The organism is Allobosea sp. (assembly GCF_017308015.1).
GTDB lineage: Bacteria > Pseudomonadota > Alphaproteobacteria > Rhizobiales > Beijerinckiaceae > Allobosea.
Map to the genome: position 1 here is coordinate 66,124 of NZ_JAFKFW010000025.1, position 11,494 is coordinate 77,617.

Genomic DNA, 11,494 nt, shown 5'->3' on the forward strand with positions numbered 1-11,494 from the left:
ACGAAAAGCGTATCGCACTTGCGAAATCGCGCGGGCATCGCAAAAAAGCAGAAGGCGGCCTTGCGGCCGCCTTCCAAAACCTAGGTTCTGTCCGCCTGGATCAGGCGGCTTCGTCTTCCGCCGTGAACACCGGGCCGGAATCCTTGCCCTTGGCCTCGACGTCGCGGTCGACGAATTCGATGATCGCCATCGGGGCGTTGTCACCGAAGCGGAAGCCCGCCTTCATGATGCGGAGATAGCCGCCATTGCGCTCCTTGTAGCGCGGGCCGAGGACCGCGAAGAGCTTGCCGACGAGCTCGACATCCTTGATCTGCGCGATCGCCTGACGGCGGGCGTGCAGGTCGCCGCGCTTGCCGAGCGTGACAAGCTTCTCGACGACCGGACGCAGGTCCTTGGCCTTCGGCAGCGTGGTGGTGATCTGCTCGTGCTTGATCAGGGCCTGGGCCATGTTGGCGAACATCGCCTGGCGGTGCTCGGCCGAGCGGTTGAAACGACGACCGCGGAAACCGTGACGCATTGTTTGGCTCCTTCGTTGCTTACGGCCGCCGTGCCACGGTACGGCCGTTCATTATGCTCCGGCTCGCATGAACCGGGCGGGATTGGCGCGGGATGCCTCCCGCGCCGTTGGAACTCAGTAGTGCTCTTCGAAGCGCTTCGCCAGCTCTTCGATGTTCTCCGGCGGCCAGCCCTGGACGTCCATGCCCAGGTGCAGGCCCATGGTCGCCAGCACTTCCTTGATCTCGTTCAGCGACTTGCGGCCGAAGTTCGGGGTGCGCAGCATCTCGCCCTCGGACTTCTGGATGAGGTCGCCGATATAGACGATGTTGTCGTTCTTGAGGCAGTTCGCCGAGCGGACCGAAAGCTCCAGCTCGTCGACCTTCTTGAGCAGCGCCGGGTTGAAGGGCAGCTGCGGCGCGGTCGAGACGGCCTCTTCCTTGCGCGGCTCCTCGAAGGTGATGAACACCGCGAGCTGGTCCTGCAGGATGCGGGCGGCGAGCGCCAGCGCGTCCTCGGGAGTGACCGAGCCGTTGGTCTCGATCGCCAGCGTCAGCGAGTCCTTGTCGAGGTTCTGGCCCTCGCGGGTGTTCTCGACACGGTAGGAGACCTTCTTGACCGGCGAGTACAGGCTGTCGACCGGGATCAGGCCGATCGGCGCATCCTCGGGGCGGTTCTGCTCGGCCGGGACATAGCCCTTGCCGGTGTTGACCGTGAACTCCATGCGGATCTCGGCCCCGTCGTCCAGCGTGCAGAGCACGAGGTCGGGGTTCAGGATCGCGACGTCGCCGATGGTGTTGATGTCGCCGGCGGTGACGGTGCCCGGGCCGGACTTGCGCAGCGTCATGCGCTTCGGACCCTCGCCCTGCATCTTGACCGCGATGGCCTTGATGTTGAGGACGATGTCGGTGACGTCCTCACGGACGCCGGGAATCGAGGAGAACTCGTGGAGAACACCGTCGATCTGGACGGCGGTCACGGCCGCGCCCTGGAGCGACGACAACAGCACGCGACGGAGCGCATTGCCGAGCGTCATGCCGAAGCCGCGCTCGAGCGGACGCGCGATCACGGTGGCCTGACGCTTCGGGTCGTCTCCGACCTTCACTTCGAGCTTGTTCGGCTTGGAAAGATCCTGCCAGTTCTTGCTGATCACGACCGCACTCCTGGTGCTGAATTCATCTGGCGGCCACCGCCGCCCCGGACAGGCGCCCGCCCCTGCGGGCGCCTTCAAGGCTACAAGTCAGACGTCAGACGCGACGGCGCTTGCGCGGACGGCAGCCATTGTGCGGGATCGGCGTCACATCGCGGATCGAGGTCACGGTGAAACCCGCGGCCTGGAGAGCGCGAAGAGCCGACTCGCGGCCCGAACCCGGACCAGTCACCTCGACCTCGAGGGTGCGCATGCCGTGCTCGGCAGCCTTGCGGGCGGCATCCTCGGCCGCGACCTGGGCGGCGTAAGGGGTCGACTTGCGCGAGCCCTTGAAGCCCATCGTGCCGGCTGACGACCACGAGATCGTGTTGCCCTGCGCGTCGGTGATGGTGATCATGGTGTTGTTGAACGAGGCGTTCACATGCGCGACGCCGGAGACGATGTTCTTGCGTTCGCGACGACGGACGCGCTGGGCTTCCTTGGCCATATCTCTTCTTCCATCCTTCAGGCGCGCCCGTCATGCCAGGCGCTGGGGATGCCGGCGGCCCGCGAGCGGACCGGCCGGCGTATAGACAGCGGGCCGACTAGCGGCCCGCCGAAATCACTTCTTCTTGCCGGCGATCGGCTTCGCCTTGCCCTTGCGGGTGCGGGCGTTGGTGTGCGTGCGCTGGCCGCGAACCGGCAGCGAGCGGCGATGACGCAGGCCGCGATAGCAGCCGAGGTCCATCAGGCGCTTGATGTTCATCGAGACTTCACGGCGAAGATCGCCCTCGACGAGATAGTCGCGGTCGATCGCCTCGCGGATCTGCAGGACTTCGGCGTCGGTCAACTGGTTGACGCGGCGCTCGGCGGCGATACCGACCTTCTCGCAGATCTCCTGGGCCTTGGCCGCGCCAATGCCGTGAATGTACTGCAGGCCGATGACGACACGCTTGCCGGTGGGAATATTGACGCCCGCGATACGAGCCATAGCCTCATCTCCATGTCGGCCGAGGCACCCGATGGCACTCCGGCGGGGGGAAAAATCCTGCGTCCGGTGGAGGCCGGCTCATGCAGGACGTTGAACGGCTCCACGCGGTAATGCGACGTCGTCCCTTCTCGCGAAGGCAACGGCATCGCTCCCATGAAACCGGATGGCGGCTCGTTAACGGGTTGGGCACAACGAGTCAACCCGTCGCAACCAAGAAACATGCCAAGGACGTCGAAACCAGCCGAAGCGCTGCGAGCTCAAGGCGGTAGCCGCCATCGTCATATAGCGGCTCCGTCTTTCACGGCAAGCGGCGAAGCCGCATCCGGAACGACGGAGCCCGATGCGTGGCCTACTTCTTCACCAGGCTGCACTTGCTCTCCGAGAGCGGCGCGATGATCTCCGCCGCCGGGATCTTGCGGACCACCTTGAAATAATCCCACGGCGCCTTGGAATCCGCAGGCTTCTTCACCTCGACCAGCAGCATGTCATTCATCAGCCGGCCGTCCTCGCGGATTCTCGCGCCCGGCGCGTAGAAATCCTCGACCGGCAGCTCCTTCATCTTCGCCGCGACGGCCGGCCCCGCAGCGGTACCCGCCGCCTTCACCGCCTTGAGATAATGCAGCACGGAGGAATAGACGCTGGCCTGGATCATGCCCGGCATCTTCTTGGTTCGCGCCATGTAGCGATCGGCGAAGTCCCGGCTCGGCTTGTCGGCGTCATGATAGTAGGCGGTGGTGGTGATCAGACCCTTGGCCTTGTCGAGGCCGAGGCCATGGACGTCGCTCAGCACCACGACCATCGCCACGAGCTTCTGGCCGCCATCCACCAGCCCGAACTCGCCGGCCTGCTTGATCGAGTTGATCGTGTCCGTGCCGGCATTGGCGAAGGCGACGATCTTTGCTTTCGAGGCCTGCGCCTGCAGCAGGAAGGAGGAGAAGTCCGGCGTTCCCAGCGGCGCGCGCACCGTGCCCAGTGTCTTGCCGCCATTGGCAGCGACGATCGCCTCGATATCGGCGGTGAGCTGATGCCCGAAGGCGTAGTCGGCGGCAATGATGTACCAGCTGTCGCCGCCCTCGCGCAGGACCGATAGCGCCGTGCCCTTGGCCGAGGTTGCCGTGTCGAAGGTCCACATGAAGCCGGTCGGCGAGCAATCCTCGTTGAACAGCCGCGTCGTCGCCGGCCCGTTATAGAGCGCGATCTTCTGCTTTTCCCTGGCGATGCCGGCCACCCCCAGCGCAACGGCGGAGTTCGTCAGGTCCGCGATCGCGGTGACTCCATCCACATCGTACCAGCGCCGGGCCAGTCCGACGGCGATATCCGGCTTGTTCTGATGGTCGGCCGCAACGATCTCGATCGGCTTGCCGAGCACCGAACCACCGAAATCCTCGATCGCCAGCTTCGCCGCCTCGACCGAACCCAGCCCCCCGAACTCCGCATAGTTGCCGGACTGGTCGTTGAGGACACCGATTTTCACGGCATCCTGTGCCCGCGCGGCTGCCGGCATCAGCGCCAGCGTGCTCGCGACCAGCAATGCTCCTAACCTCGTCATGCGCCTGCTCCCTGTCCTGCGTCCGGACCCGGAAAGGCATGTCGCCACCCGGTCGACGGATGCTTGCCACCGCTTTGCGCGGATTGGACCTCAGCACATCTGTCGAGCGTGAGCCTGTCAACGCACGGGCGCGCCGAGAAAAGGCAAAGGCAGCCGCGCAAAAGCGCACCGCAAAAACGAAAACCCGGATGGACCGTGGAGTCCGCCCGGGTTCGATATCGTCAGGCTACGGAGCCGTTCAGCCCTGCGCAGCCACCGAGAGCGCTTCGGTGATCGCCTGCGAGACATCGTCGATCGGCTTCATGCCGTCGATTGCCGTCAACTGGCCACGCTTCTCGTAATAAGGACCGACCACCGCGGTATCGCGGTTATAGGCTTCGAGCCGGGTCTTGAAGACCTCCGGGTCGTCGTCCTTGCGGACCGGCTGCCCGGCTGCCCTCGCCTCCTCGGCGCGGCGGACGATACGGTCGACGAGCTTGGTCTGGTCCACCCTGAGTTCGAGGACCGCATCGAGCTTCAGGCCCTTGCTTTCCAACATCCGGTCGAGCGCCTCGGCCTGCGCCAGCGTCCGCGGAAAGCCGTCGAGGATGAAGCCCTTCTTGGCATCCGCCTCTTCGATGCGATCCGCGACGATGCCGATGACGATCTCGTCCGAGACCAGACCGCCTGCATCCATCACGGCCTTGGCCTTCTGGCCGACCGGCGTGCCGGCGGCGACGGCCGCGCGGAGCATATCGCCGGTCGAGAGTTGCGGAATACCGTGCTTCGCGACGATGCGCGCCGCCTGAGTGCCCTTGCCCGCCCCCGGCGGCCCCAGGAAAATCAACCGCATCTTATCTCCGCGCTCCTCGCAACTTGGCCTTCTTGACCAGCCCTTCGTACTGATGGGCGAGCAGGTGCCCGTGAACTTGCGCCACGGTGTCCATCGTCGTCGTCACCACGATGAGCAGCGAGGTGCCGCCCAGCAGGATGATCGGGATCTGAGCATAGGTGATCATGAACTCGGGGATAAGGCAGACGATCGTCAAATATCCGGCGCCGAGAACGGTGATGCGCGTCAGGATGCGGTCGATATGCTCGGCAGTCCGCTCGCCCGGGCGGATGCCCGGCATGAAACCGCCATGCTTCTTGAGATTGTCCGCCGTCTCGACCGGATTGAACACGATCGCGGTGTAGAAGAAGCAGAAGAAGATGATCAGCGCCGCGTAGAGGACCATGAACAGCGGCCGGCCATGCGCGAGGTAGGTCGCCATCATCGACAGGAATCCGGTGCCCCCCGAAGCCTGCTGGAAGCTGGCGACGGTCGTCGGCAACAGCAGCAGCGACGAGGCGAAGATCGGCGGAATGACGCCGGAGGTGTTGAGCTTCAGCGGCAGGAACGAGGTCTGGCCCTCGTACATCCGGTTGCCGACCTGGCGCTTCGGATAGTTGATCAGCAGGCGGCGCTGCGCGCGCTCCATGAACACGCAGAAGGCGATGACGCAGACCGCCATCACGAGCACGCCGAGCAGCAGGCCGGTCGAGATCGCGCCCTGACGGCCGAGTTCGAAGGTCTGGGCGAGCTGCGAGGGAAACTCTGCAATGATGCCCGCGAAGATGATCATCGAGGTGCCGTTGCCGATGCCGCGGCTGGTGATCTGCTCACCCAGCCAGAGCAGGAACATCGTGCCGCCGGTCAGCGTGATCGTCGTCGAGAGCAGGAAGAACGGCCCCGGCTCCAGCACGAGGTTGCCTGAGCCCTGCAGGCCGACGCCGATCGCATAAGCCTGGAACACGGCCAGCAGAAGGGTCAGGTAGCGGGTATACTGGTTCAGGGTCTTGCGGCCCTGCTCGCCTTCCTTCTTCAGCGCCTCGAAGGTCGGCACGACGCTCGACAGCAACTGCACGATGATCGAGGCCGAGATGTAGGGCATGATCGCGAGCGCGAAGATCGCGAGGCGCCCGACCGCGCCGCCCGAGAACATGTTGAACATGCCGAGCATGCCGGACTGGGTCTGGCGGAACAGGTCGGCCACCGCATCGGGATTCATGCCCGGGAGCGGGATGTAGGTGCCGAGCCGGTAGATGACCAGCGCGCCCAGCGTGAACCAGATTCGCTTCTTGAGTTCATCCGCTTTGGCGAAGGCCCCGAAATTGAGGTTCGCCGCAAGCTGTTCAGCCGCCGATGCCATGCGTCCGGTCCCTGGGTCTCAAACTGGTCGTTGAAGCACGTTCCCCAACGCACACGTGGTGCTGTCTGCGGATTCGCGCCCTGCGTCAAACAGTCGAACGGCGGCCTAGGCGCTGGGCCCGGCCGCCGTTCGCAAAGGTCATGTAGGCGCTGGAGCCGGATGGTTCCAGATGGCTGCGCTAGGCGCTGCTGTCTGGAAGCTGGATCCACCTCCCATCAAACATCACGCCTGTGAAGCGGCAGCCAGAATCTTGACCGAGCCACCGGCCTTCTCGATCGCAGCGACGGCCGACTTGGACGCGCCCGCGACTTCAAAGGCAAGCTTGGTCTTGAGCTCGCCGACGCCGAGAATCTTGACGCCGTCCTTGGCCTGACGGGTGATCACACCGGCGGCGACGAGCGCCTCGATGGTCACGGCGCCCTTGGCGTCGAGCTTGCCGGCTTCCACCGCCTGCTGGATCCGGCCGAGATTCACCTCGTTCAGGTCCTTGGCGAAGAGGTTGTTGAAGCCACGCTTCGGGAGGCGACGATACAGCGGCATCTGGCCGCCTTCGAAGCCCTTGATGGCGACGCCGGCGCGCGAGGTCTGACCCTTCACGCCACGACCACCGGTCTTGCCCTTGCCGGAGCCAATGCCACGGCCGACGCGGATGCGCTGCTTCAGAGCGCCTTCGTTGTCACGGATCTCATTGAGTTTCATGTGTCGCCCTCCTCACTTCGCGTCGACGACGCGCACGAGGTGCTTGACCTTCTCGACCATGCCACGCACCGCGGGGGTGTCCTGGAGGGTCGAGCGGCGGCGGATCTTGTTCAGGCCGAGACCGATCAGGGTCTGGCGCTGGGCGGCCTCGCGGCGGATCGGCGAACCAATCTGCTCGATGGTGAAGGTCTTCTCAGCCTTTGCCATGGTTCACTCCTCACGCTTCCGGGGCCGCATCCGTGCCGGCATCGCGGCGACGGGTCTGCAGAGCCGAAACCTTGAGCGAGCGACGGGCCGCGACCGAGCGCGGGCTGTCCTCGTTCTTCAGCGCGTCGAAAGTGGCACGCACGAGGTTGTAGGGGTTGGAGGAGCCGAGCGACTTCGACACCACGTCCTGCATGCCGACCGCCTCGAAGACGGCGCGCATCGGGCCGCCGGCGATGATGCCGGTACCAGCCGGAGCGGCGCGCAGCACGACCTTGCCGGCGCCGTGGCGGCCGTGAACGTCGTGATGGAGGGTACGGCCCTCGCGCAGCGGAATGCGGACGAGGCCGCGCTTGGCGGCTTCCGTCGCCTTGCGGATCGCCTCGGGAACTTCACGGGCCTTGCCGTGGCCGAAGCCGACGCGGCCCTTCTGGTCGCCGACAACGACGAGCGCGGCGAAGCCGAAGCGACGTCCGCCCTTCACCACCTTGGCGACGCGGTTGATGTGAACGAGCTTGTCCACGAATTCGGAATCGCGCTCTTCGCTATCCCGACGCTCACGCGGCTCTCTAGCCATGTGTCTGTCCTCTTACTTGCGCGGTCGAGGATCGAGTCCCCGCCGCTCGCTCGAGCCTAACCCCGTGCCTCATTGCCCGGGGAAGCCGTGCATCGGGCCCGAAAAATGGCGACCATCTTTCGAAAACCCGATGCTTCAATGCACGATCATCGTGTTCGCGCCCGTTCGGCGCACGATCATTGAAAAACAAGGCAGCGCCCGGCTGGCGTGCAGACGCCGGCCGGGCGAAACCGGAAAACCTCAGAAGCTGAGGCCGCCCTCGCGGGCTGCATCGGCCAGCGCCTTGACGCGGCCATGGTACATGTACGGGCCGCGGTCGAAGACCACTTCCGTCACGCCGGCCTTGACCGCGCGCTCGGCGATGATCTTCCCGATCTGGCCGGCCGCCTCGACATTGGCGCCGGACTTGATCTGGTCGCGCACATCCTTGTCGCGCGACGAAGCGGAAGCAAGGGTAACCCCCTTCACGTCGTCGATGACCTGGACGTAGATCTGCTTGCCGGTGCGATGCACGGACAGGCGCGGGCGACCATTGGCAACCGCCTTGATCGCGCGGCGGACGCGGGCCTTGCGGCGCGCAGTCACATCGTTCTGCTTGCTCATGGCTGGCGTCCTTACTTCTTCTTGCCTTCCTTGCGGAAGATGAACTCGCCGGCGTACTTGACGCCCTTGCCCTTGTAGGGCTCGGGGCCACGATAGTCGCGGATTTCCGCGGCGGTCTGGCCGACGATCTGCTTGTCGATGCCCGCGACGACGATTTCCGTCGGCTTCGGCGTGGTGATCGCGACGCCGGCCGGGATTTCGTAGTCGATGTCGTGGCTGTAGCCGAGCGACAGCTTCAGCACCTTGCCAGCGACAGCGGCCTTGTAGCCGACGCCGTTGATTTCGAGGCGCTTTTCGAAGCCGGCAGTGGTGCCGATCACGAGGTTGTTGATGCGGGCGCGCGAGGTGCCCCAGAGAGCACGGGCACGCTTCGACTGCGAACGCGGCTGAACCGCGATCGCACCGTCCTCCATGGCGACCGAGACGTCCTCGGGCACCTCGAAGGAGAGCTCGCCCTTCGAGCCCTTGATCTTGACGAGCTGGCCGGTGACCGAGGCAGTGACGCCCGCGGGAACCGAAACCGGCTTCTTACCGATACGAGACATTTGGATTTCTCCTGAAAATGAGCGGGGCGCCTGTAAGGTCAGAAGACCTTGCAGAGCACTTCGCCGCCCACGTTCTGCTCGCGGGCCACATGATCGGCCATGACGCCACGCGGGGTCGAGACGATCGTCACGCCAAGGCCATCGGCCACGCGCGGCATGGTCTCGACCGACGAGTAGACGCGGCGGCCGGGCTTCGAAACACGCGAGATCGACCGGATGACCGGCTGGCCCTCGTGATACTTCAGCTCGATGTCGAACTCCGTCCGGCCGTTGCCGAACTCGGTCTGGCTGTAGCCGCGGATGTAGCCCTCGGACTGCAGCACGTCGAGCACTCGGGCGCGCAGCTTCGAGCCAGGGGTGGAAACGCGGGACTTGCGACGCATCTGCGCATTGCGGATGCGGGTCAGCATATCGCCGAGCGGATCAATGATTGCCATTGTTCCAGTCCTCCTTACCAGCTCGACTTCACGAGGCCGGGAACCAGCCCCTTGTTACCGAGCTCACGCAGCGCGACACGCGACATCTTGAGCTTGCGATAGAACGCACGCGGACGACCCGTCACTTCGCAGCGGTTGCGAATGCGGATCTTTGCCGAGTTGCGCGGCAGTTCGGCCAGCTTCAGGCGGGCGAGGAAACGCTCGTCCATGGGCTGGTTGTCGTCATTGGCAATCGCGAGAAGGCGAGCCCGGCGGCCGGCGAATTTCTTCACCAGCTTCCTGCGGCGCTCGTTGTTCTCGACGGAGCTTTTCTTAGCCATCGATCTCTCCTGGTTTCCGCGTATGAACGCTTAGGTTCACTGCCGGAACGGGAAGTTGAAGTGCTTGAGCAGAGCGCGTGCCTCGTCGTCCGACTTCGCAGTCGTGCAGACGATCACGTCCATGCCCAGGACCTGGTCGACCTTGTCGTAGTTGATCTCGGGGAACACGATGTGCTCCTTGATCCCGAGCGCGAAATTACCGCGCCCGTCGAACGACTTGGGGTTGAGGCCCCGGAAGTCGCGCACGCGCGGCAAGGCGATGGTGACGAGCCGGTCGACGAACTCGAACATCTTGGTCTTGCGCAGCGTGACCTTGCAGCCCACCGGCATGTTCTCGCGCAGCTTGAAGCCGGCGATCGCGAGGCGGGACTTGGTGATGACCGGCTTCTGACCGGCGATGAGGGCGAGATCGCCCGCGGCGTTGTCGACCTTCTTGCGGTCGGCAGTGCCTTCGCCAACGCCCATGTTGATGACGATCTTCTCGATCGTCGGAACTTCCATGACGTTCTTGTAGCCGAATTCCTGGATCATCGCGGGACGAACGACGTCCTCGTAATGCTTCTTCATGCGCGGCGAGAGAGCCGCCTGCTGAGCCTCAGCCATCGATCAGATCCCCCGAACGCTTGGCGAAACGAACCTTGCGGCCGTCATCGAGCACCTTGAAGCCGACGCGGGTGGCCTTGCCATCCTTGGGGTCGGCCACGGCGATGTTCGACAGGTCGATCGTCGCTTCCTTGCTGATGATGCCGCCTTCCGACTGCGCGGACTGCTTGGTGTGGCGCTTCACAAGGTTGACGCCGCGAACGACCGCACGGCCGTCCTTCGGCAGAACCTGGAGCACTTCGCCCGACTTGCCCTTGTCGCGGCCGGCGAGCACGACGACCTTGTCGCCCTTCTTGATCTTCGCAGCCATCACAGCACCTCCGGCGCCAGCGAGATGATCTTCATGTGGTTCTTGGCGCGCAGCTCGCGCGGAACCGGTCCGAAGATACGCGTGCCGACCGGCTCCTTCTGGTTGTTGATCAGCACCGCCGCATTGCGGTCGAAGCGGATCACCGAACCGTCCTGGCGCTTGACGTCCTTGGCGGTGCGAACGACGACCGCCTTCATGACGTCGCCCTTCTTCACGCGACCGCGCGGAATGGCTTCCTTGATCGAAACGACGATGATGTCGCCGATACCGGCGTACTTGCGCTTCGACCCGCCGAGAACCTTGATGCACATCACGCGACGTGCGCCGGAATTGTCGGCGACGTCGAGATTCGTCTGCACCTGGATCATGGCCTTGATCCTTCCAATCTGTGTATCAGCGCGGTTTCCCGGACTGCATCAGCGCCGCCCGGGACTACGACTGACGGGGGTCGACGCCCCCTGGCCTCAAACAAAACACGATCCGCAAAAGTGGTTTCCACCTTTGCGGAGAAACATGTCCGGCTTCTTTCCTGCCTCGCCCCGCCCCTGATTCGGGGCCGGGCGAAGCCGTCTCGACTCACGCCTTGGGGGCGTCGTCGAGCACAACCCAGCTTTTCAGCTTGGAAATCGGCTTGGACTCCTCGATCCACACCGTATCGCCGACCTTGAACGCACCCGCCTCGTCATGGGCGTGATAGTTCTTCGTACGGCGCACCGTCTTCTTGAGGAGCGGGTGCGTATAACGCCGCTCGACCTTGACCACAACAGTTTTGTTCTGCTTGTCGCTGACGACGACGCCCTGCAGTACGCGCTTAGGCATTATTCTCTCCTCACGCGCTCGCCGCGACGGTCTTCGACCGCT

General features: G+C 64.5%; 18 protein-coding genes. All 18 read right to left on the reverse strand.

From position 1 onward, the window contains the following. Positions 1 to 100: 100 nt before the first annotated feature. A complete protein-coding gene (gene rplQ, locus J0I42_RS19090) occupies positions 101 to 517 on the reverse strand; it encodes a 50S ribosomal protein L17 (protein WP_112581138.1) in 417 nt (138 codons plus the stop codon). A 114-nt stretch (positions 518 to 631) separates the two neighbouring features. Further along, positions 632 to 1,648: a DNA-directed RNA polymerase subunit alpha gene (locus J0I42_RS19095; protein WP_291657120.1), complete on the reverse strand. Its 1,017-nt coding sequence runs from the start codon at positions 1,646 to 1,648 to the stop codon at positions 632 to 634. A gap of 94 nt (positions 1,649 to 1,742) precedes the next feature. Next, on the reverse strand, positions 1,743 to 2,132 hold the full coding sequence (rpsK, locus tag J0I42_RS19100) for a 30S ribosomal protein S11 (RefSeq protein WP_043237079.1): 390 nt from the start codon (positions 2,130 to 2,132) through the stop codon (positions 1,743 to 1,745). A gap of 114 nt (positions 2,133 to 2,246) precedes the next feature. After that, the gene (gene rpsM, locus J0I42_RS19105) at positions 2,247 to 2,615 is read right to left on the reverse strand and encodes a 30S ribosomal protein S13 (RefSeq protein WP_291657121.1); all 369 of its coding nucleotides are present in this window, start codon (positions 2,613 to 2,615) and stop codon (positions 2,247 to 2,249) included. Between the two features lie 349 nt (positions 2,616 to 2,964). Further along, the gene (locus J0I42_RS19110; protein WP_291657123.1) at positions 2,965 to 4,164 is read right to left on the reverse strand and encodes an ABC transporter substrate-binding protein; all 1,200 of its coding nucleotides are present in this window, start codon (positions 4,162 to 4,164) and stop codon (positions 2,965 to 2,967) included. A gap of 238 nt (positions 4,165 to 4,402) precedes the next feature. After that, on the reverse strand, positions 4,403 to 4,996 hold the full coding sequence (locus J0I42_RS19115; protein ID WP_291657125.1) for an adenylate kinase: 594 nt from the start codon (positions 4,994 to 4,996) through the stop codon (positions 4,403 to 4,405). A gap of 1 nt (position 4,997) precedes the next feature. Next, entirely contained in the window at positions 4,998 to 6,335 is a 1,338-nt protein-coding gene (gene secY / locus J0I42_RS19120) for a preprotein translocase subunit SecY (protein WP_291657127.1), read from the reverse strand. A 222-nt stretch (positions 6,336 to 6,557) separates the two neighbouring features. Continuing rightward, a complete protein-coding gene (rplO, locus tag J0I42_RS19125; protein ID WP_291657129.1) occupies positions 6,558 to 7,034 on the reverse strand; it encodes a 50S ribosomal protein L15 in 477 nt (158 codons plus the stop codon). A 12-nt stretch (positions 7,035 to 7,046) separates the two neighbouring features. Continuing rightward, the gene (gene rpmD / locus J0I42_RS19130) at positions 7,047 to 7,241 is read right to left on the reverse strand and encodes a 50S ribosomal protein L30 (protein WP_047582056.1); all 195 of its coding nucleotides are present in this window, start codon (positions 7,239 to 7,241) and stop codon (positions 7,047 to 7,049) included. 10 nt (positions 7,242 to 7,251) lie between these two features. Next, entirely contained in the window at positions 7,252 to 7,815 is a 564-nt protein-coding gene (gene rpsE / locus J0I42_RS19135) for a 30S ribosomal protein S5 (protein WP_291657133.1), read from the reverse strand. Between the two features lie 240 nt (positions 7,816 to 8,055). Next, complete coding sequence (gene rplR / locus J0I42_RS19140; protein WP_291657134.1) at positions 8,056 to 8,418, reverse strand: 50S ribosomal protein L18; 363 nt, start codon at positions 8,416 to 8,418, stop codon at positions 8,056 to 8,058. Between the two features lie 11 nt (positions 8,419 to 8,429). Then, positions 8,430 to 8,963 (reverse strand): 50S ribosomal protein L6, encoded by a 534-nt coding sequence (gene rplF / locus J0I42_RS19145; protein ID WP_291657136.1) that lies wholly within the window; start codon positions 8,961 to 8,963, stop codon positions 8,430 to 8,432. 38 nt (positions 8,964 to 9,001) lie between these two features. Beyond that, positions 9,002 to 9,400 (reverse strand): 30S ribosomal protein S8, encoded by a 399-nt coding sequence (gene rpsH / locus J0I42_RS19150; protein WP_047582049.1) that lies wholly within the window; start codon positions 9,398 to 9,400, stop codon positions 9,002 to 9,004. Positions 9,401 to 9,414: 14 nt separating this feature from the next. Beyond that, a complete protein-coding gene (rpsN, locus tag J0I42_RS19155; RefSeq protein WP_199085556.1) occupies positions 9,415 to 9,720 on the reverse strand; it encodes a 30S ribosomal protein S14 in 306 nt (101 codons plus the stop codon). A 36-nt stretch (positions 9,721 to 9,756) separates the two neighbouring features. Continuing rightward, complete coding sequence (gene rplE / locus J0I42_RS19160; RefSeq protein ID WP_291657139.1) at positions 9,757 to 10,323, reverse strand: 50S ribosomal protein L5; 567 nt, start codon at positions 10,321 to 10,323, stop codon at positions 9,757 to 9,759. Then, positions 10,316 to 10,633 carry a 50S ribosomal protein L24 gene (gene rplX, locus J0I42_RS19165; RefSeq protein ID WP_291657140.1) on the reverse strand — a complete coding sequence of 106 codons (318 nt, stop codon included), beginning with the start codon at positions 10,631 to 10,633 and terminating at the stop codon, positions 10,316 to 10,318. The genes rplE and rplX overlap by 8 nt, the downstream gene beginning before the upstream one ends. Further along, on the reverse strand, positions 10,633 to 11,001 hold the full coding sequence (rplN, locus tag J0I42_RS19170) for a 50S ribosomal protein L14 (RefSeq protein WP_291657142.1): 369 nt from the start codon (positions 10,999 to 11,001) through the stop codon (positions 10,633 to 10,635). The genes rplX and rplN overlap by 1 nt, the downstream gene beginning before the upstream one ends. A 208-nt stretch (positions 11,002 to 11,209) precedes the next feature. Next, positions 11,210 to 11,452 carry a 30S ribosomal protein S17 gene (rpsQ, locus tag J0I42_RS19175; protein WP_055730186.1) on the reverse strand — a complete coding sequence of 81 codons (243 nt, stop codon included), beginning with the start codon at positions 11,450 to 11,452 and terminating at the stop codon, positions 11,210 to 11,212. Positions 11,453 to 11,494 lie beyond the last annotated feature (42 nt).